14 protein-coding genes are annotated in these 21,271 nt (G+C 69.1%); 7 read left to right on the top strand and 7 right to left on the bottom strand.

Annotated features, from left to right (window positions below):
• Positions 1-14: 14 nt before the first annotated feature.
• The 6 genes from VFE28_03715 to VFE28_03740 form a co-directional block, all read right to left on the bottom strand.
• Positions 15-821: an enoyl-CoA hydratase/isomerase family protein gene (locus VFE28_03715; GenBank protein ID HZM15086.1), complete on the bottom strand. Its 807-nt coding sequence runs from the start codon at positions 819-821 to the stop codon at positions 15-17.
• The gene (locus tag VFE28_03720) at positions 818-2,566 is read right to left on the bottom strand and encodes an AMP-binding protein (protein HZM15087.1); all 1,749 of its coding nucleotides are present in this window, start codon (positions 2,564-2,566) and stop codon (positions 818-820) included. The genes VFE28_03715 and VFE28_03720 overlap by 4 nt, the downstream gene beginning before the upstream one ends.
• 6 nt (positions 2,567-2,572) lie before the next feature.
• Positions 2,573-3,979: a polysaccharide pyruvyl transferase family protein gene (locus VFE28_03725; protein ID HZM15088.1), complete on the bottom strand. Its 1,407-nt coding sequence runs from the start codon at positions 3,977-3,979 to the stop codon at positions 2,573-2,575.
• Positions 3,976-5,187 carry an SDR family oxidoreductase gene (locus VFE28_03730; protein HZM15089.1) on the bottom strand — a complete coding sequence of 404 codons (1,212 nt, stop codon included), beginning with the start codon at positions 5,185-5,187 and terminating at the stop codon, positions 3,976-3,978. Before VFE28_03730 ends, VFE28_03725 begins: the two co-directional genes overlap by 4 nt.
• Positions 5,187-7,484 carry an SDR family oxidoreductase gene (locus tag VFE28_03735; GenBank protein HZM15090.1) on the bottom strand — a complete coding sequence of 766 codons (2,298 nt, stop codon included), beginning with the start codon at positions 7,482-7,484 and terminating at the stop codon, positions 5,187-5,189. Before VFE28_03735 ends, VFE28_03730 begins: the two co-directional genes overlap by 1 nt.
• A gap of 144 nt (positions 7,485-7,628) precedes the next feature.
• Positions 7,629-9,413: a right-handed parallel beta-helix repeat-containing protein gene (locus VFE28_03740; GenBank protein HZM15091.1), complete on the bottom strand. Its 1,785-nt coding sequence runs from the start codon at positions 9,411-9,413 to the stop codon at positions 7,629-7,631.
• Between the two features lie 302 nt (positions 9,414-9,715).
• On the opposite strand from VFE28_03740, the gene VFE28_03745 reads away from it, so the two are divergent.
• Positions 9,716-10,945, top strand: a complete 1,230-nt coding sequence (locus VFE28_03745; GenBank protein ID HZM15092.1) for a DUF362 domain-containing protein — start codon at positions 9,716-9,718, stop codon at positions 10,943-10,945.
• A gap of 151 nt (positions 10,946-11,096) precedes the next feature.
• On the opposite strand, the gene VFE28_03750 is transcribed toward VFE28_03745, so the two are convergent.
• Positions 11,097-12,983 (bottom strand): ATP-binding protein, encoded by a 1,887-nt coding sequence (locus VFE28_03750; protein HZM15093.1) that lies wholly within the window; start codon positions 12,981-12,983, stop codon positions 11,097-11,099.
• Between the two features lie 487 nt (positions 12,984-13,470).
• On the opposite strand from VFE28_03750, the gene VFE28_03755 reads away from it, so the two are divergent.
• From VFE28_03755 to VFE28_03780, 6 genes are all read left to right on the top strand, one after another.
• Entirely contained in the window at positions 13,471-14,070 is a 600-nt protein-coding gene (locus VFE28_03755) for a LuxR C-terminal-related transcriptional regulator (GenBank protein ID HZM15094.1), read from the top strand.
• A gap of 168 nt (positions 14,071-14,238) precedes the next feature.
• Positions 14,239-14,580 (top strand): hypothetical protein, encoded by a 342-nt coding sequence (locus VFE28_03760; protein ID HZM15095.1) that lies wholly within the window; start codon positions 14,239-14,241, stop codon positions 14,578-14,580.
• A gap of 101 nt (positions 14,581-14,681) precedes the next feature.
• Entirely contained in the window at positions 14,682-15,626 is a 945-nt protein-coding gene (locus VFE28_03765; GenBank protein HZM15096.1) for a radical SAM protein, read from the top strand.
• Positions 15,627-15,788: 162 nt separating this feature from the next.
• Complete coding sequence (locus VFE28_03770) at positions 15,789-16,403, top strand: sigma-70 family RNA polymerase sigma factor (protein HZM15097.1); 615 nt, start codon at positions 15,789-15,791, stop codon at positions 16,401-16,403.
• A complete protein-coding gene (locus VFE28_03775; GenBank protein HZM15098.1) occupies positions 16,390-18,108 on the top strand; it encodes a serine/threonine-protein kinase in 1,719 nt (572 codons plus the stop codon). The genes VFE28_03770 and VFE28_03775 overlap by 14 nt, the downstream gene beginning before the upstream one ends.
• A gap of 217 nt (positions 18,109-18,325) precedes the next feature.
• The gene (locus tag VFE28_03780; GenBank protein ID HZM15099.1) at positions 18,326-21,265 is read left to right on the top strand and encodes a CHAT domain-containing tetratricopeptide repeat protein; all 2,940 of its coding nucleotides are present in this window, start codon (positions 18,326-18,328) and stop codon (positions 21,263-21,265) included.
• Positions 21,266-21,271: the final 6 nt, after the last annotated feature.

Here is a 21,271-nt window from a genome sequence, read left to right on the forward strand (position 1 = left end):
TCCCTTCGCCGCTCTCAGGGCAGATACGGCTGCACTTCCGTGCTCGAGACGAACTTGGCCAGGGCCGCCTCCACCGTCGGCCGGGCCAGGAGCTCGCAGAAGAGATCGATTTCCCGCTGCAGCTCCTCCCGCGGCAAGGTCTTGATGAAGGCTTTGGCGGCGGCGGTGGTGGTAGCGTCGAACTTGGCCATCTGTCGTGCGGTGGAGCGCGCCACCTGCAGCGCCGCGCCCTCGCCGGCCAGCTGGCTCACCAGACCGAGTGCATGGGCGCGGGTGGCGTTCAGGCTGCGTCCCGTGAGCAGGAGATCCCGCACCACGGCGTTGCCCACGTCCCGCTTCAGGCGCGGGATGCCGCCGAAACCGGGGACCAAGCCGAGGCGCAGCTCGGGGAAGCAGAAGCGCGCCAGCCGGTCGGCCACCACGAGATCGCAGGCGAGAGCCAGCTCCAGGCCACCACCGAAGCAGATGCCATGCACCGCAGCGAGCGTGGGGTGCGGCCAGGTATCGATGGCGTTCAGCACGGCGTGGATGCGCTCCAGGAAGCGGCGCACACCGGCCACGCGCGCCGCCGGCGCCGAGACCGCCTGCATGCCGGCGTACAGCTCGCGGAGATCGGCGCCGGCGCAGAACCCTGCCGGCAGCCCGCTATAGATGATGAGAGCGTGGGCGTGGTCGCGAAGCGCCTCCAGGGCGGTGACGCAGCGCTCCAGCTCGACCAGCGTGGTGGTGCCGATCTCGTTGCCCGGTGGCCGGTGCAGCTGCAGCTCGACGACACCGTCCACCAGCTTCCAGCTCAGGGCCTGGCCGGTGCATTCCCTCATGCCTGCCTCCCGCTCGAGCTTATGACGCCGGCGCCGCGCCCCGCCGTGGCGCCCGGCGCAACGGGAGCAGCGTAGAGAGCGTCGAGCGCCGCGGCGAAGCGGTCGAGAACGCGCTGGCGCTTGATCTTGCCGTTGGCGGTGAGGAGCCCGCTCTCCGCCGTGAAGGGCTCGCGCTCGATGTGAAAGGCGTGCACGCGCTGGTAGTGCGGCAGCGTCGAGTTGAGCTTTTCCAGGGCCGCTGTGACTTGAGCGGCCGTCACTTCACCGGTCAGGATCGCGGTCAGATGCTGGCGCTGGTGGCCCACGACGAGGACCTGCTGCGCCTGGGGCACCGCGAGACGCAGGCGTTCTTCCAGCGGATCGGGTGCCACCTTGTGCCCCGAGGTGAGGACGAGCAGGTTTTTGATCCGGCCGCTGATGCGCCAGAGCCCGCCCGCATCCACTTCGCCCTGATCGCCGGTGCGGAACCAGCCGTCCTGCATGCAGGCGGCGGTCTCCGCCGGCCGCTTCCAGTAGCCGGCGAAGAGGTGCGGCCCGCGCACCAGGATCTCGTCGTTCTCCCCCAGACGCATCTCGATCCCCGGCACGGCGCGTCCGACGCGACCGGGGCGGCGCCGGCCCCGCGGCTCGTCCATGGTGCAGATGGCCGTCGTCTCCGTGAGGCCGTACACCTGGAGTACCGGGATGCGGAGCATTTCGAAGAAACCTTGCGTCTCTTCGGCGAGCGGCGCCGAACCGCAGATGAGCGCCCGGAGATCGGGACTGATCTTCCGGCGCACACGCCGGAAGAGAACCGCGTCGGCGAGGGCGAGGAAGCCGTGGTCGAGGGCCCCGGCACGACCGTCCTGCTCGTGGGCCCAAGCAACCCGGGCGCGCCGGTAGAGGCCGCCGGCGGCGCTCGCTTGCAGCTTCTTGTCGATGCCCGCACGCAGGCGCTCGAGCAAGAGCGGGACATTCTGGAAGTAATGCGGCGAGGCGAGGCGGAGCTGCTCCTGCAGCTTGTCGATGTCCGTGGCCATCGTCAACAGGCTGCGGCGCGACAAGCTGCTGAGCAGGAGCAGCCAGGAGCCGGCGAAGCAGAACGGCAAATAGTGGAAGACCCGTTCCTGACCGGCGTGACCGTGCATCAGCTCGTCCAATCGCTGCAGCGTGCACGGCAGCATGTGGTCGACGTTGCCCGTGGTGAGCACCACGCCCTTCGAATCACCCGAGGTGCCGGACGTATAGATGATGACGAGGGGGTCCTGGGCCCGACGCGGCAGCGGCGGCGTGTCGGCGGCGACGGTGGCGGTCGATGCGGCGCCAGGCGCAGCGGTGGTGGTGGCGGCGCCCCCCGCGCTCTCGGCGCCGACCTCGCTCAGGAGGCAGACGGGAGCTTCGGGCCAGAGCTCTTGCACGGCGGCGCGCAGGAGATCGTCGCCGCAAACGATCAGAGCCGGCTCGCAATCGCGCATCATCCCCACCAGCTCCGCCGGGGACTGGCGGGTGTAGAGAGGCACGCGCACCAGGCCTTCCGCCATGATGGCCAGATCCGCCGCCACCCAGCGGATGCTGTTGGCGGCGAGGAGGACGCAGCGGTCGCCTGGGCGTAGACCGGCGCGGCGCAGGAAGCGGCGGGCCAGAGCGACGCGAGCGAGCAGCTCGCCGGCCGTGGCGCGTTCGACCCGGTCGCTCCAGGCTTCCTGCAGCAGCAGGCGCCCGGGCTCCCGGTGCAGACCGTCGAGAATGCGCTCGAGGAAGTTCATAACCTCTCAGGCGTACGCCGTCACCAGCTCTTGGAGGTCGCGGCCGAGGGGCGGCAAATACTCGTCCCAGGAGTAGCGGCCCTGGCGCACGGGGAACTCGGGGTAGCGCTCTTGCACCTGGGTCTCGAAGTACATCCCCATGCGCGCCATGGTCTGCAGGCTGCTCACCACGGTGCGGGCGATGCCCTCGCGCACGGCCTCGCGCTCCCGATCCAAGGCGCGCAGCACCGCGAACAGCTTGTCCCCGAGCTCGGCATCGTCCACGTGCAACAACAGGTGCTGGTGCCCGCGTTCGCTCATCAGATTGCGAATGCGTTCGTCCATGGTGACCCCCGCCGAGGCCACGAGCCCGGGCATGCTGGTGACGATGCCATGATAGCGCGAGGACACCATGAGGTGGCAGGCCCGCAGGATGCTCACGAGCTCGTACATGTCGTGATCCTGCGACGAGACCACCGGGGCGCCGAGCGCGGCTCCCATGCGGCGGCAGGCGTCGTTGTCGAGCATCTCCATGGCGACGAGCACCACGAACACGTCCTTCTCGCGGCGGAAGCGGTCGACGCCGCGGATCATGCCGTCCAGGTAACGTTGGTAAGCCGCGTCCACCGCCGGGCCCTCGTGATGGAAATACAGCGAGCGGTAATGGCTGCTCTTGTGCGCCCCAGCGATTCCCAAAGTGGCCGCCTTCAGCAGCGACGGCCGGACCGGCCACCAGAACGGATTGATGGGGCAGACGGCGAGCACCGCCGCCGCGCCGTCCCAGCCGAGGTCGCGCAGGGCCTTGCTGCCGTACTCCGGGGCCTTGGGCTCGAAGGTCCAGGCCGTGTCGGTGCCGACCTCGCAGGCGATGCCGAGGTGGCGCAGGATGGCGGCGGACTCGGTGTTGCGCGTGATCACGAAGGCTTGCCGGCCATAGCGCTTGAGCATGCGCTTCACCGCCGGATCCATGTGCCCGGCTTCGGCGCCATAGCCCACCGCCAGCTTGTTCTGCGCCGCCGCGATCCCCAGCGTTCCCACCATCATGGTGGTCAGGGCATTGGCGAACTTGCTCTTGAACATGGAACCTTCGCAGGTGACGACGCCGTGGTGCTTGGGCACCTCGCGGTAGAGAAAGGGCGGGAAGAGGTCGGGCAGCTTCACCTGCCGGGCGTCACCGAAGTAGCCCTGGGAAAGGGCGAAGTTCTGGCTCAGGACGGAGAGGGCGATCTTCTCCTCCCCGAGGACGCGGCGCACCTGGCGCAACATCTCCTCCACCCGCACGTCGGCGCCGGTGTTGCGCGTACCGTTGTAGCCGGCGAAGAGCAGCTCGAGCCGCGTCCCGGGAGTCCACGGCTTCCCGGCTCCCAGCATCCAGCCCAGCTTGGAGAGCTCGATGAGCCCGCTCATCCAGCCGATCAGCACCTCGTCCATCATGAACGCCCGCCTCCAGGGATGCCGCCGGCGACCGCCGGCGCGGCGACGCCGCGGGCGCTGTCACTACCGCCAGGGGGGACCTCGGGCGCCGTCTCCTGCGGCCAGTCCCGATAGGGGTACTGGTAGCGCGTGGTGGTGGCGAACTGCAGGAGCTCGAGGCTGTAGGCGGAGAAGCGCATCGGCTCGCGGCCGAGCTCGGCGACGATGCGGCGGTTGTCGAACACGGTGTTCCAGAAGAGGTAGGGCAGGAACACCTGGAGCAGCGAACCCACGTGCCCGATCTTCGTGCCGCGCTGCGCGGCCGCGGCACGCACCACGGAGCGGAAGGGCCGGCCGAGGAAGGGGGCGTACAGCGGCGGCTTCGTTCCCCGGGCCTGGGCCAGGGCCGCGGTCAACTCGCGGAAGGTCTGAGAACCGGTGCCGGCCGAGAGATGGTAGGTGTCGTGGGACGGTTTTTCCCGCAGGTGCAGCGTGGTGATGGCGTCGGCGACGTACTCCACCGGCACGATGTCGACGCGATGCTCCGGATGGAACGGCAGCACCGGAAGTCCGGCCAGGAAGACGAAAGCGCGCACCATGTCGAACTGCGTGGTCTCGCCGCGCCGGCTGTCGCCGAGGACGATGCTGGGCCGGAACACCAGGTGGCTCACGTCGTGCGGCAAGAGCTCGTGCAACATGTGCTCGCAGAACTTCTTCGTCCGCGCGTAGGGGTCGTAGTCGGACCGCCCCCAATCGATGGCGGCGTCCTCGCCGACCACCTCGTCCTGGCGCTGTCCGGCGACGGCGACGGTGCTGACGTGACTGAAACGCCGTAGACCGTGCCGCTCGTGGGCGCGCCGAGCGAGCTGCAGCACTTCCAGCGTGCCACGCAGGTTGACGTTGAGGCAGCTCTTCTCCGAGCGGCGGTTGAGCGAGGCGGCGCAGTGGATGATCGAGTCCGTCCCATCCAGCAGCCGGGTGTAGTCGCTCGCCGGGAGGCCCAGGTGGCTCTCGGTGAGGTCGCCCAGGAAGATCCGGGTGCGCGTGCGCAGGTGCTGGTGGAAAACCGGGAAGTCGAAGTGCAGCTGCAGCGCCCGCCACAGCCGGCCTTCGGCCTCCTCGACGCTGCGGGCGCGCACCAGGAGGTTGAGCGACTGCCCCTGCGCCAGGAGGTTCGCTGCGACGTGTGCCCCGATGTAACCCGTCCCGCCGCTCAGGAAGATCGCCATTACGCTCGGGTCCCGACGGCCTCGCCGCGGGGCCGCCCTCCCGACACGGGTTCGGGCAAGCGGAAGGTGAAACGGGGGATCGTTTCCAAGGAGCGGCCCTCGATGAGGGGATAGCACCAGCGGCGCATGGCGGGAATGTGCACGTCCACCCAGTAACGATGCCAGTCGTAACCATCGGCCTCGTAGGCGAAGGCGGCGCGCTCCTCGGCCGGCAACGCCGCCGAGAGGACGCGAATGTTCTCCGCCTCGAAGACGTGCTCGTTGTGCAGGATGAACGGCTCGTAGATCTCCACCAACTTGGCGATCCGGCCCACGGCGCGCTCGGCGCGCACCAGCTGGCTCTTGAGCGGCGTCGCCGCGAACAAGCGGCGCAAACCGCGGAGGATCGCCTTGTGGCTCGGAGCCGAGAGCGTTTGGTAGCGGCGCTTGGAGACCGGGATGGCATCCATGCGGGCCTTCCACCACGAGCGATAGCCACGCTGCTCCATGTAGTGCTTGCGGTGCGCCAGGCCGGTGAGTTCGACGGCGCGCAGGATGTGCAGAGGATTGGTGACGGACGAAGCGATCTGGTAGACCGGCTCGTGACAGCGGCCGAGGAGCGCAGCGGCCACCAGCGTCATGCCCCGGCAAACGAGATCCACGGGGACCACATCGAGGCATTTGCGCTCGTTGGCGGGCAATTGCCGGAAGGTCGTTCCCAAGAGCCACGAAAGCGGCGCCGAGGTGTTGATGCCCTCGTTCCAGCCGACGAAGGGCTGCTCCAGCGAGGTCTCGACGATAGCAGGCCGCACCACCGCCAGGGGCACTCGCTCGCCATGCCGCCGCAGCAACGATTCACCCAGACTCTTGGTGAAGGTGTAGGCGTTGGGCCAGCCCAGCTCGCGGGCGCGATGCCTGCCGGCTTCGGTGAGCACCTTGCGCAGCCAACCGAAACGGGAACCGTTGCGTCCTTTGGCGGCGTCTCCGGTGGGGTCGCCGTCCGGGTCGCTGTCCAGCTCGGCGGCGAGCCGCGCATTGGGCGGCCATTGCCGCGCCGCCTCGATGCGCTGGTGCAGCTCCTCTCGCTCCTGGGCGGCGTCGAAGCCCGCGCGCGGTCGCGGCACGTAGTCGGCCGCCAAGGTCTCGGCGATGCGACCCTCACGGTCACCGACGACGAAACAGGTGGACAGGTGCAGCAAGGCCGCGTGGTCGCTGCCGCGCACGAAATCGAGGACGTGGAGGGGCGCATCGACGTTGGCTGCGAGGGCGTTGCGCAGGTCGGGATTGAAGTCGGTGAGGCCCGAGCTGTTGACCACCACGTCCACCTGGAGGCGCAAGGCGGCCAGGACCTCCGGCGCCAGGCCCAGGCCGGGTTTGGCGACGTCGCCTTCGTGGACCTCGAGGCGCGAGCCGATGAAACGCGGCAGGTCGTCGCCGTGGCGCTCGTGCAGGCCGCGGAACACCGGACTCTCTTCCATCATCTTTTCGAAGCGCCGGCGTGCCGTGGTTCCCTGCTGCGGGCGGATCAAGAGATGGATCCTGCCGATCTCCGGGAGATGGGTGAGGACGTGGGTGAGCCACACCTTGCCGATGAAACCGGTGCCGCCGATGAGGAGCACCTGCTTCCCCGCCAAGGTCTCGCGCACGGACAATTGCTGCACCCGCTGCGCCCCAGGGAAGAAGACGACGGCGCGCTTCCTCGGCACCGGTGTCGCTTCCACCGGCAGGATGGCGCGCCGCAAGGTGTCCTTGTCCACGCCGAGATTCGCCGCCAGCTCTTCCATGCCGGCGCGGCCGTGCGGGTCGCGGCTGGCGAGCTTGGCGATGCCGCCGCGCGAGTGCACCACCGGTTCGAGCAAACGGCCGGTGGCGTGTCCATCGCGCCACTCCAAACGGTTGGCGATGAAGCGATCCACCCCGAGATGGCGGGCCAAGGGGCGCACCACGTGCTCCAACCCCTGGCTGACGAGGACGACGGAATCTTCCTGCGCCATCGCACGGCGCAAACTTTCGATCCCGGGCTTCTTCAAACGGGGCACGAGAAAGAGCTGGAAGTATTCCTCCCCGAGCACATCGAGTCGATCACGGCTCATGCCGCGCGTCATCAGATGCAGCACGCGGCTCGACAACGCCGGCGAGGTCGTGTACAGGAGCACGCGCCCGACCGAGACGGCGTAGAGCGCGGCGACGCGCTTCCAGCGTTCGGAATAGCGATAGGCGTTGCGCGCGAAGAACGCCAACGGTCCCACGGCGCCCAGATCGAGGAGGCAGTCCTCGACGCGCCAGACGGTCTCGTCCCGGGCAGGAGTGACCCTCAACACAGGCTGATGCTCTCCAGACGGGTTCATGGACGGTAGGCTGGCCCCCGGGCTGGACGTGCGTGAAAAACGTTCTACCGGGAACGGGTCACGCTAGCACGGCCTGGGAGGCGGCGCAAGAGGCGCCGGCGGGGAAGCCTGTTCCTAGTAGGCTTGCAGCTGCAGCACAATGCGGGTGTCTGCGGTCAAGGGAACCGTCGCCGCCGCCTGCGCGGCGCCAAAGCGCGCCGTGACTCGGTAAGGTGTTCGGAGGATCTTGTTGCCTCCCCCCGGCACGACGTCGAGGGTCACCATGTCCGGCAATGGATAGGTGGAGCGGCTGGTCAGGTCGTACTCGGCCAAGTCCGTGGCGATGGTTCCGGCGCTGCCCGTCGTGCCCCGATACACCAGCTCTCCGGCATTGTTCGTGATCTGTACCTCGGCGCCAGCGAGGGGCTGCGTGGCGCCGTGGGTCACCGTGAGCTCGAAGTGCCAGCCCTGAGCGATGTCCTTCTTCGCCCTGCCGTCGTACCAGCTGCCGGCGGCGTCGAATTCGACCTCCATGCTCTCGAAGGCGGCGCCGTTCTCGTAGGTCGTGTGCTCGAAGAGGGCGGTGGAAGGCACCGAGGGATTGTCGCTGCGGATCGTCCGATAGGTCGGGTCGGCATCCTCTTTGCGGAAGGTGTTGCCGATGAAGCGAGGATAGCCGTCGGCGATGCCATAGCTGTCGGCGAGGAGGACGTTCGCCCAGTTGCTGATGACGGTGTTGTGGCGGAACACGAGGGCGGGCGAACGGTTCCAGCACACCACCGCGATGCCCGCCGCCTTGGCCCCATCGCCATTCTTGTTCCTGGCGATGATCACATTGTCCTCGAAGACGACGGCCGCAGTGGAATCAGGGAGTCCCACCCACAGGGCCCGCCCCCAGCTGTCCAGCCCCGGACCCAGGAGGTTCTTCTCCGCCCGGAGCAGGATGTGGTTCCGCCGCACGCGGACGTCGTCGGTGCCCCAGGTCATGCGGATGCCGGCGGCTCCGGTGTCGCCGTATTCCGTCCCCACCGCGGTGCTCTGCACCTCGATGTCGTTGTCCAGGATGTCGCCGTGGTGGGCCTCGGCCACCGCACCGATGCCGATCGGGTGCACCCCTTCTCCGGTGATGGTGTTGTGGTGCACGGTGAAACCGTCCACGGCAAAACAGACGATGGCGTAGGAGTTCGTCACCACACTGCTCACGTGGATCCTGTTGTAGGCGACCTCGCAGTCGTTGCCGGAACTGATCCCGACTTGTCGCGTTCGCCGGATGTCGTTGCCCCGGACGAGTCCGCCCGTGCCGCGGCTGATGTCGATCGCCGCGATCAGGGAGTGGCGGTTGAGCACCACCGTGCCCTGGTCCTCGATGATGTTGTCGCGGAGGGTGATCTCCGAAACCCACATGGCGCGGATCCCGTAGGTCTCGGGGGTACGATAGAGGAGCTCCACACCGGCAATGACGACCTGCGTCGCCCCGAGTGGGAAGCTGATGGGGTTCCAGCCCGTGCGTTGGGGATCGGTGGCCAGGCCGCCCGCTCCCTGGCGGATCGTCCCGGGCCCGCACACCACGATGTCGGTCGCGTTGTCGCGCTGGTGCACCACGCCATGGCACTCCGCGACGTCGTTCCGCTCCCCATAAGTCACGATGTGGCCGTTCAGATTGAGGGTGATGTGAGAGGCGGCGAGCTGGAAGGCGGTCTTGTCGGCGGTCACGTCGGCGACGAGTCGGTACTCCGTGTCGGCGACATCCAGGAGTCCCGGGGAATCGATGTCCACGACGCGGGCACGCTGCGGGAAGGGAAACTGCTGCGGTGGTTCCGTGATGCGTTGCGCCGGCGTCCCCTCGGGGAGCACGAATTCACAGGCAGGAATGAAGGCGATGGCCGCCAGGATGCCCGCTCGCACCGCCTTCCACCACACGACCGCTTCCTCCACGCCAACACGACAACCCTGGGCACCCATCCACCGGCGGGTTGCATTCTAACCCACGCGGGAGTCGTCGTACCACGATAGACACGGTAGCGTGCGCGGCGGCTCTTCAGCTGATCTGCGTTGGTGCTTCGTGCACACCGAAGAACATTCGGTGTCGAGGCCGTCGCTAGCGCACAAGACTTGCTTGCATGGAGTGTCAGGAACAGTCAGACTCAACGCACTTCGAGACGCCTCTCGAGTGCATCGGGTTCTCCCGAGGTCCAGGCGTCCCTGGGGTGGAGTGGGGCGGAATGCGGGGAAACGAGAGAACGCTGGACGTCCTGAGGTTGGACCGCCGGAGCTTCCTCCAAACTCTGACCGCCGGTGTGGCCGGCCTCTTGGCAGGGGGAATCCCCTTCACCAGCAGGGCGGCGCGCAGCCTGGCTGCTGGCAATCCGCCTGCCCTCAGCGCGGTGCCCGCACATCGAGTCGTCCACGCCTACGACGCCGAGGCGACCTCGTGGAATTTCAGCACCGGTTTCTACTACGACTATGTCGTCCAGGCCCGAGTGGATGCGTTAGTGGACCGGGCCATGGTGGAGCTCACCGACGCCCCCTCGCCCACCGATGCTTGGCGGCAGGTGCTGGCGCTCTACCGCCCGGGTGAGATCGTGGCGTTGAAGATCAACACCAACGACGTGAACTGGGGCCAGAATCTGATCCTTTCCACCCCCGAGCTGGTGAGTTCCGTGGTCCGCGGGCTGAAGAGTGCGGGCATCCCCGAGCCCTCGATCCACGTCTACGACTCCACTCGGCCGGGCAGCGGCTCGATCCCGCAGCGGTACCGGGACAAGACGCACAACCGCTACCCCGGCGTCGTCTTCGTCGGCCCCGACGACAGCGGCTTCTCCGGCGGCTATCCCAACCAGGTCGTGAGCATGTCCAACATCGGCTGGTCCGGGCGTATCAGCGATGAGCTCTGCCGCGCCCAGCACCTGATCGCCCTGCCCGTTCTCAAGGCCATCCGGATCGATTGGGGCAACTCGGGAGCGCTCAAGCTGCATCACGGCACTATCGATACGCCGCAGGGCACGCACGTGCACCTGGTCAACGCCCGGGCCGCCACCAACCCGGTGGCCGCCATCTGCAACAACCCGCACGTCCGCGGCAAGCTGCGCCTCGTCGTCGCCGACGGTCTCTTCGGCATGTGGTCCGGGAAACACTTCGTGGGCCGGGGGGAGACGACCGATGTTCCGGCGCCCTGGCAGACCTTCGGCGGTGGCGCGGCCAACAGCGTGCTCGTCGGTGTCGACCCAGTCGCCATCGACTGCGTGCAGCTCGATCTCATCAACCGTGAACGGGCGCGGCGGGCGCTCACGCAGACGACGCACCCGCTCTTGGATGCCTGCGCCGAGGCCGGTCTCGGCATCCAGGAGCACTCCGCGACGCTCGACTACACGCAAATCGACTACCGTGGCCTCGGCGTGCCCACGCCGGTGGAGGCCCCGACCTGGGGCGAGATGAAGCGCCGCTTCCGCTGAGCACCACCAAGTTCCTCTTCTTCACCTTGTACCCCAACGAATTCGCCGGGCGACAACCACCGTCACCGGCGTGGACGCAGTGTCGGCGCTCCGGTTCTCGAGCCGGCACGGACAAGGCGGTCGCGTCCGGCACGGGTTTTTCTCTGTGGGGTCAGCGTGAGTCTCGGCCGCGCGGGGAGGGCCTCTTCCCGCGAGTGGCGGCTGCGTCCTGGTCCGCTGGGGGAGGTGCGGGGTGGACGTTGTCGGCGGGAGCGCTCGGGGCGGGAGGGGACTTGCTCGCCGTCGAACTGGGCGGGATGGCCGCGGGAGCCGGCTGGCCGCCGCTGGCGGGGGCAGCATCCGACTCGGACCAGGCGAGGAAGGCGCGCACGAAGTCGTCGCGGCGCTTCTCCACGTCGAAGCAACCGGCGATGCGCCAGCGCAACGCCGGGAGGTTCGACTCTGCTCCGCCCTCCACCTTCGACCAGCCGCGCGCGAGCCGTTGCAGCATCTGGTCGACTCCGGTTCTGTCCGTCATCGCCACCACCAGCCAGCGGCCGCGTCCGGCGGCGAAGACGAGATCGGTGCGCCGCGTCTGCCGGCCCAGGTAGTGCTCGATTTCCTTAAGCATCGTCTCGTCCGCCTCGGCTTCCGTGGCGGCGCGCAGCAGGGAGATGGTCCGGCCCGAGCGCGGTGTCGCGGTGACACGTTCCACGTACAGGGGCAGCAGGCGCTTCGGGTCGGCCACGAGAAGGCTGAAGGAGAAGACGCTGCCCTTGCCGACCTGGCTCTCGACGTCGACGCGGCCGAAGTTCAGCTGCACCAGCTCGCGGACGATGGTGAGCCCCAGTCCGAAACCCTTGGTGCTGGAGCGCGTGCTGGTCTCCAGCTGCTCGAAGCAGCGGAACACGCGCTCCAGGTGTTCCGGGGCGATCCCCGGGCCATGATCCGCCACGCCGATGAGCACCTCGGCGCCGTCGCTGCTCCGCCGGCACCAAAGCTCCACTTCCTTGCCGGCTTCGGAGAACTTGATGGCGTTCACGCCCAGATTGACGATCACGCGCACGGCTTTGGCCGCGTCGCAGTACACCTCAGGCAGGCCGGGGTCGAGACGGACGACAAGTCTCACCCCGGCGGCGGCGGCCTTGCGCTCCAGCACGTCCCGGGCGGTTTCCACGATGTCCTCCGCCCGGCAGGTGCTGCGCGCGGCGACCAGGATGTTCGCCTCGAGGCTGCTGATGTCGACGACATCGTTCACCATGACGATGAGATCGTCGACCCGGGCGATGATCGTCTCCAGGTACTTGTACTGCTCCGGCGTGACGTCACCGACGAGCTCCTCCTTCATCGTGGTGGAATACTCGCGAATGACGGTGAGGGGAGTGCGGAACTCATGCGAAACGTGGCTCACGAACTCGTGGGCCATCTTGTTCAGCTCGCGCAGACGGGCGTTCTGGATCTCGGCGCTGCGCTTCGCGGCGGCCAGGTGCTGTTCCTGCCGGCTCGCCTCCCGCTTCTCTTCCTCCAGCTGACGCTCCAGCGTCGCGGCCACGGCTTCGAGGGTGCGCTCCACCTCGCGCCGCGCCACGATCTCCTCCTCCAACTCCTGCATGCCCCGGGTCATGACCTCGGCCTGGCGGTCGAAGCTCTCCACCTGCGCCCGCAGACCCAGATCCAGGGTTTTCTGCTGGGCGGAGAGTCGGCGCAGGCGCAAAGAGAGCAGCAGCACCAGCGCCAGCAGGGCGACCGGCGCCGCGATGAGCAGCGCCCAGTGCGTCGGTGCCCAGGGCCAGAGAGTCTCGAAGTCCGCGCCGAGCAGCGGTGCCAAGGCCACCGCCAACCCGGTAGTGGAAAGGAGGCTCGCGACCACGAGGGAAATCCAGGTGTGCAGGAGCCGGCGGTGGAGGGCAGCGCGCTGGGTTCCAGGCGGGGCGTCCTCGACCACCGTGACCGAGTCGTGGCTCGTTTCACCGTGTGGAAGGACGTCCAGGGAGGCTGGAGCCTCGGCGGGCTCCGCCTCTTCTGCCCCGGGAGGCGGCGCATCCGGTGGCGCTGCCACCGCCTCCCCCCGGGTCCGAAGCTCTTTCTGCCAGGTGAGCATGGTGCCTTTCGTGCCCCAGGGGCAGCGGTGCGCGTGGAGAACTCCAGCGCGCGACGACCCCCCGCCTTCCCCGTGCAGGGGCAGCAACGCCCAGGCCAAAAACTCGATGGTGTGATTACCAGGAAACGAAAAAATCGATACCCTGGGTGGCCCTGGGGGAAGGCCGCGGGGCCTGACGAGAGGGAAGTGCCTCTCTCGGCAGGCGAGTGCTGGCGGGTCGGCGCAGGCCTGCTCCTCCCGCCGCTGGAAACGGCGCCGCCGCGAGCGAGCGTGTGCGAATCCGGCGCTGGAATCCGTTTCTCCCCAGGGGGAGGCTGGCACTCTCCTGGTCCGAGCGTCCAGAAGACGTGCTGTGCCCGGAGTTGCCGGACCGCTTCCTCCACCGGCGCCGCTCGGGCCGCGTCGCCGCGCTGCCAGGGTTCATGGTGCGGAGGCAGAGGCAAGCATGCGGATTCTGGTCGGCAAGAATCACCCGTGGGCCGTGAACGCGGCAGCGCCGCCCGAGCCCGGCGCCGTCGTGCGCAGCGAGCTCGAAGAGACGATCGCCTTGCTGCAGCAGGCCGCAGCGGAGAACGCCGACGCGGTGGTCCTCCAAGCCGCCATCCAGGAGCCCGGTGCAGGCCACGCCGGCGAAGCGGCGCCGCAGCCGCGCAGCCTCGTCCTCTGTCTCCATCCCCTGACGGAGCCACTGGAAGTGCAGTCGATCGTGTCGACCGCTTGCGCCTTTCTCCTCGCCGCGGCGAGCCCGGACGAAGTGGCGCGGATCGTGACCGAAGTGCACCCGCGTCGCTGCGTCGGCGCCAGCCTTCCGCCTGCCCCCGGACCAGCAGCAGCGACGGCCGGGCTGGAGGAGCTGAGCGCGCGGGAGAAGTTCGTCTTGACCTTGCTGGCGCAAGAGAAGACCTCGAAGGAGATCGCCGGCATTTTGGGTCTTTCCGCCCGCACCGTGGACGCGCAGCGCTCCGCTCTCATGAAGAAGCTCGGTCTGCAGAGCACGGTGGGCCTGGCCTGTTATGCTGTGAGGACCGGTCTCGTCGGCCCATGAAACGCGCACAGCGCGCCCCTCGGGCGTCGGTAGGGGGACGCCGGGCCGCACCCGTGTCGAACATCCGTCACTAGACAAGTGGACTGCATTGCGAAGTGCAGCGGATGGGCATTCAGTCTGTTCATTCCGTTCCCCGTTCCATCTCCCATAGCAAAGCGGAGGAGGGCCATGCACAAGCCACTCGGAGGATTGGTATCGAGTCTCGTCTTCGTCCTCGCCTGCGAGGATGCCTCCGGGCCGCAGCGAGCGGCCACGGCGAAGATCGACGCGCAGGGGGGAAGCGATGCCGCCGTCGCCTGCCCCCAAATCGTGCAGTTCGACCCCGAAACCGGACGGATCACCATTCTCGACCCGCAGCTCAGCAACCAGCTTCGCGACTTCTACGGGGTGAAACCTGGCGCTGCCGGCTCGGGCGAGGCGGTCATCGTTTTCTTCGGTGGCGCGGAGAAGGCCGGGCAGGACGGTGACTCGATCACCAATGCAGGGACGATCGTGAACCTGCGCTGCTAGGGCGTCGTCACCGCACCGTCTGCAGGAGGCAAGGGGCCCTGACGATTCCGGCCACGGAAATCCATGCGGCGCTGGCGAACAATGTCCTGCGTCTGATCTTGATGCCGACGGAGGCGTGCAACTTCCGTTGCACGTACTGCTACGAGGATTTCGCCCACGGGCGCATGGACCCGGGCGTCGTGCGGGGCCTGAAGCGCTACCTGGAGCGGCGCGCCGGCGAGCTCGACTGGCTGGCGTTGTCGTGGTTCGGCGGCGAGCCGCTCCTGGCGCGGGACGTGGTGGAAGAGATCATGCTCCATGCCCGCCATCTGGTGGCAGCCCACCCACGCCTGCGGCTGGTTTCGGACCTCACCACGAACGGTTTCCACCTCGGCCCCCGGGCGTTCTCGCGTTTGCTGGACGTCGGCGTCAGCTGCTTCCAGGTCTCCTTGGACGGCCTGCGGGAGGTGCACGACCGCACGCGGCGGCGCGCCGGGGGCGGCGGCACCTTCCAGCGCCTCTGGACGCACCTGCTGGCGATGCGGGCGGTAGAGCGCGCCTTCGAGGTGGTGGTGCGGCTGCACGTGCACGGAGCCAACAGCACCACGCTGCCGGTTTTTCTCCAGGAGTTCGCTCGGGCCTTCGGCGGGGACAGGCGCTTCCGCCTGCTCTTCAAGGAAGTGGCGCCGCTCGGAGGGCCTGCGGATGCTGCGTTTCCCTTCCTCTCGCCGGAGGCGCGCGGCGCGGTACTCCACGATCTGCGAGAACGGGCGCTGGCTCTTGGCGTGGAGTGCGTCGATGTCGACCCGGACGGTGTCTGCTACGCCGCCCGCGGCAATGCCTTCGTCGTCCGCGCCGATGGGCGGCTGAACAAGTGCACCGTCGCCCTGAATCATCCGGCGAACGACGTGGGCCGCCTCCACGAGGACGGCCGCCTGGAGTTGGTCGCCGCCTCCATGCACCGCTGGATGCGCGGGCTCTGGTCGGGGAACGCGGCCGAGTTGAGCTGTCCCCAGCGGGGCCTCGACGCTGCGGCTTCGCCGGTGTCGCTGCGGGCCCGTGCCTGAGCTCGGTTGGTGACGACCTCGCCGAGGCTCGGGCACCGGCACCAGGGAATGTCTCCTCTTCTTCCGGGTCGCCTCGTCTATAATCCTCACCTCCGCCTGCATGACTCCCTAGTCTCCACAGCGTGGAGCTCGTCCGAGGTGCGTATGGAGGAGACCCCCAGGGTGACATCGTCCGCCGCCGCCACCGCGCCGGTCGCGTCCGGTGCTGCCACGAAGTCGCTGGAGAGCACCGCCCAGCTCCTCGCCCGGGTGCGCCTGGGCGACCCGGCGGCCCGCGACCACCTGGTGGCTCGTTTCCTGCCGGCCTTCCGGCGCTGGGCCCACGGCCGACTCCCCACCGGCGTCCGGGATCTCGCCGAAACCGACGACATCGTGCAGTCCACCCTGCTGCGTGCGTTGGATCACGTAGAGGGGTTCGAGCCCCGGGGGCAGGGGGCTTTTTTGGCCTACCTGCGGCGCATCCTCATGAACCAGGTGCGCGACGAGATCCGGCGCTCCAACCACCGGCCCCGGCACGAGGAGCTCTCCGAGGAGATCCCGAGCGCGGCACCAGGTCCGCTGGACAACGTGCTCTGGAGCGAGAGTCTCGCTGCGTACGAGGAGGCTTTGCAGGCGCTCCCCGAACGCACCCGGGAGGCGGTGGTGCTGCGGCTCGAGTTCGGTCTGGGGTACCAGGAGGTGGCGGAGGCCGTGGGCAGTCCCTCCGCCAATGCGGTGCGCATGCTCATCGCCCGGGCCCTGGTGCAGATGGCGGAGGCCATGCATGGAACACGCTGAGAGCGGGGAGGATGGGGCGCTGCAGCGGCTCGCCGAAGCGGTCGCCGACGGTGCGCTCTTGGACTGGGCCGCCGCAGGGACGGAGGCGCCGGAGCTGGCCGGGGAGCTCGACAACCTGCGCGCCATCGAATCGATCGCGCGACTGTGCCGACAGGTCGGTGAAGGGGATCCGGCTCCTGCCGGGGACGAGATCGCCACGGCGGCGGCGCCGACCCACTGGGGCCCACTCGTGGTGCACGAACGTCTCGGCGCCGGAGCTTTCGCGGAAGTGTTCCGAGCCACCGAGACGCAGCTCCGCCGCGAGGTGGCGCTCAAGCTCTTCCGCGCCGAGCGCGTGCCGCCGGGCCGCGGGCGGGAAGACTTCCTCGACGAGGCCCGGCGTTTGGCGCAGATCCGCCACTCGAATGTGATCGTCGTCCATGGGGCCGACGTGCACGGGGGCCGCGCGGGCTTGTGGACCGAGCTGCTGCGTGGGGAAACGCTCGAGCAAGGACTGGAGCGCCGCGGCCCTTGCAGCGCGGAGGAGGCGGCGCTGGTCGGCGGCGAGCTCTGCGCTGCCCTCGCGGCACTCCACGCCGCCGGACTCGTGCACGGGGACGTCACCGCGCGCAACGTGATGCGCGTCGACGGCGGCCGCATCGTGCTCATGGACTTCGGCAGCGTGCGCGAGGATCTCCCCGAGGTGGATGCTGCGACCTACCGCACCGGCACACCCCTCACCATGGCACCGGAAGTTCTGCACGGCGATCGTCCGACCCGGGCCGCCGACATCTACCAACTCGGCGTTTTCCTCTACCGTCTCGTGAGCCGGAGCTATCCGGTGCTGGCCGAGGCCGTGGAAGAGTTGAAGGCGAAGCACGAGCGCGGCGAGAGCGTGCCCCTGCGGGACCGCCGTGCCGATCTGCCCGCGGCCTTCGTGCAGGTGGTGGAGCGCGCCCTCGAAACGGATCCGGCACGGCGCTTCGGCAGCATGGGTGAGATGGAGCGGGCCTTGCGCGCCACTCTGGGAGGGGCGGCCGGCAGGCGCTGGAGCTCACGGCGGTGGCAGGCGGCAACGGCGCTCTTCCTCCTCGCCGGGCTCGCTGTCTTCGCTCTCCATCCCTGGAGCCGCACCGGTCTCCTGGCCACGCCGCTCCGCGTGCAGACGTCGCTGTACGCCGTGCAAGGTGGAACGCAGCAGGCGCTTTCCCCTGGCTCTCGACTGCGCCCCGGCGAAGCCCTGTTCATGACCGTGGAGAGCCGAGAAGATCTGCACGTCTACGTGCTCAACGAGGCGGCGAGCGAACCGGGGGTCTTGAACGCGCTCTTCCCCGACCCTGGTCTGCAGCTGCACAATCCCTTGCCCGGTGGCGTGCTGCACCGCCTGCCGGCAGCTTCGGCGCAGGAAGCCTTCTGGCAGGCCTCACCCACCGGCGGGACGGAGAAGCTCTTGGTGGTGGCGTCGCGCCACGAGATCGAAAGGCTGGAGGAGCTCATCGCCTTGCAGCAGCAGCAGGCGGCGCTCGTGCCGCCGGTGGACGCCGCGGTGCTGGACGATTTGCAATTGCGCGCGATTCGACTGCAGAAAGCGCCGCAGGCCGGGGCGAGCGCCATGGATGGCCTGGTGCGACAGCTCGAGGCCCGGCGCGAGCGGAGCAAGGATCTGTGGTTCCAGCTCATCGAACTCGAAGCGGAAAGCGCGAAGGCAGCGAGCGCAGCACCTTGAAAGAGAAAGGGTGCGGCCGGCAATGAGCGAGCGCCCGTCGCCACACGAGCACGGCCGCCGGCGCCGACGGGCGGTCACGTGGGCGCTTTGGTGCGGCGTCGGTCTCGGCCTTGCCGCCGTGCAACCGGCTCCCGAGTCCGAAGAGCGGCAGCCGGCGTCAGCCCTCACGTCGCCTCGAACCTCGCCCCGCCTCGAGCTGGCGGAGGTGAGGCAGCGCGTGCAGGCCCTGCGCCAGGCGCTCGCCGCCGGACAGCCGGTGTCCACGGCGGCCCGCCAACTCCTCGGCGCCGTCGAAGCCGTGCAGGGTCCTTTCAGCTTGGAAGCCGCCGCAGTTCTCGACCTGCTGGTGGAGTGCGGTTGGCGTTCCGGTGCCGCCACCGCTCCGGAAACGCAGGCGCTGGCGGAGCGTGCCCTGCGCATCCATCTCGTCCTCGCTGACGATGCCGATCTCGCCGAGAGCTTGCGCAGCACCGGGATCCTCTTCGAATTCTGCAACCGCCTGACTGAGGCAGCCGAGCTCTACAACGTGGCGCGGGACCTCCTGGCGCGCTGCCTCGGGCCGCAAGCGCCGGAGGTGGCGATGCTGGGCAACGACATCGCCATCGTCAGCACCCGGATGGGCAAGTTCGCCGCGGCCATCGACGAGTATCGTCGCGCCCTGGCGACCTTGGAGGCGGCGCCGGCAGCAGAGCCTCTGGACATCGCCTTCGTCCTCAACGGACTGGCCATCGCCCTCGGCGAGGAAGGAGAATACACCGGCGCGCGGGAGGCGCACGAGCGGGCCTTGACGCTGCGCACCCGCCACTTGCCCCCGGATCATCCCAAGATCGCCGAGAGCCTCAACAATCTTGGAGCGGTGCTCTCGAGCATGGGGGACGGGGAGCAGGCGCTGGAGCTCTTCGAGCGCGTTCTCGCCATGCGACGTCAGGCCTATGGGGATCGCCATCCGTTGACGGCAGCGGCGATGGTCAACGTGGCGCGACAGCGGCTCGAATCCGGTGACTTCGCCGGAGCCGAGCGCTTCTACGGCGAGGCCCGGGCCATCGTCGCACCCACCGATCCGTCTCTGGTGTCGTGCTACGTCGGGCTCGGTCTCCTGCATCAGAAGACCGGCGATCCGGTGGCGGCGGCGGCGGACTACGAACAGGTGCGGCGGCTCGCGGCGGACCTCCTCGACCCGGAGCATCCTTATATCGGCGAAGCCCTGCACCAGCTGGCGACGTTGCGTTACGAAGCGGGCGACCTGGCGGCGGCGCGGGCGCTGGTGACGGAAGCCCTCGCCCGGCGCGAGCGCAGTCTCGGCGCCGAGCATCCCGAGGTGGCGCAAAGCTTGGTGCTGCTGGCGGCGGTGCTCGCCGAGAGCGGCGACACCGCGGGCGCTTTCCGCGCCAGTGCCGAGGCCGAGGCGCGCGGCAGGGCGCACTTGGAATCGGCCTCGCGAGCGCTCGCCGAACGGGAGGCCTTGCTCCTGGCCGGCATCCGGGCGCGGGGGCTCGACCTCATGCAAGGGCTCGCGGTGCGAGCCTCGGCGTCTCCCGCTCTCGTGCCCACGGTCTGGGACGCGGTCCTTCGGGCCCGCGCTCTGGTGTTCGAAGAGATGTTGCAGCGGAACGCGACGCGGGCTCTGCACGCGGATGCGGAGCTCGCCCGTCTCGCCCAGGAGTACCAGGATGCGAGCACGCACTTCGCCAACCTCGCCTTCCGCAGCACCGGGAATGGTGGAGCCTCCCTCCAGGAGAGAATCCGCCAGGCGGCGCGAGCGCGGGAGGTGGCGGAGCGCGCCTTGGCCACGCGGAGCCAGGACTTCCGTGCCTGGCAGGCGCGGCGCGATCTGGGCCTGGACGCGGTCGCGCGCAGCTTGCCTGCAGGCGAGGCGCTGGTGGCGTACTCCGTCTACCGGCGGCAGGAGCGCGTGGCCACGGGGTTGCAGCCGGTACGCGAGCTCGTCGCCTTCGTGCTCGCCGGCGCGCAGCCCCCTCGCCTGCTGGCGCTGGGGCCGATGCAGCACGTCGATTCCCTGGTGGCGCGCTGGGGTTTCGAAGCGGCAGTAGGCGTCGGCGTCCGTGGCCGCACCGCGGCGCAGAGCGAAACGGCGTATCGGCGGGCCGGCGAGGCGCTGCGGCGCGCCGTGTGGGACCCGCTCGAGCCTTACGTCGCCGGTGCGTCGCACGTCCTCGTGGTTCCGGACGGCGCCCTGCACCTGCTCAACATCGCCGCCTTGCCTCGGGGCGAAGCGGAGCGCGCCGCCGATGGTTACCTCGCCGATGCCGGGGTGCGGGTGCACACGCTCGCCTCGGAGCGTGATCTGTTGCCGCTACGCCAGGCGCCGGCGGGGCACGGGCTCTTGGCGCTGGGTGGGGCGGACTTCGACGGCCAGAGCGATAGGACCGAGAGCGAGGTCTCGCTGCTTTTGGCGAGCGACGCCAGCGACCTCGCCCTGCGCGACTCTCCTTGTGCCGCTCTCGAGTCGTTGCACTTCGTGCCGCTCCCCGGAACGGCGCGAGAGGTCGGCGATGTCGCCCGGCTCTGGGGCGCGGGGTCCACCGTGCTCACCGGGCCCGCTGCGAGCGACGTGGCTTTCAAGCGCGCCGCACCGGGCAAGCGCGTGCTGCACCTGGCGACGCACGGCTTCTTCCTCGGCGCCTGTGCGCCGGCGGCGGCGGGAACCCGCAGCATCCAGCTGCACAAGCTCCCGCTCGAGTCGGCGGTCCCGAGGCCCCCGGATCTCCTCCTGCAATCGGGTCTGGCCCTGGCTGGAGCGAACCGGCGCGCGGCGGCGCCGCCGGGAAGCGAAGACGGCATCCTGACCGCGGCGGAGATCGCCGCCCTCGATCTGCAGGGAGTGGAGTGGGCGGTGCTGTCGGCATGCAACACCGGTCTCGGCGAGGTGCGCGTGGGAGAAGGGGTGCTCGGTCTCTGCCGGGCCTTTCAGGTGGCCGGCGCCCGCTCGGTGATCATGAGCCTCTGGCCGGTGGCGGACGAACCGACGCGGGCGTGGATGCGCGCCTTGTACGAGGCGCGGCTGCGTCAGCACCAAGGGACGGCCGACGCCGTGCACCACGCCGACGTCGCCATACTCGCGGCGCGGCGTTCCCGCGGCCAGAGCACCCATCCCTTCTATTGGGCGGCCTTCGTTTCCAGCGGCGATTGGCGCTGAGTCTGG

Source organism: Candidatus Krumholzibacteriia bacterium, assembly GCA_035649275.1.
Classification (GTDB): Bacteria; Krumholzibacteriota; Krumholzibacteriia.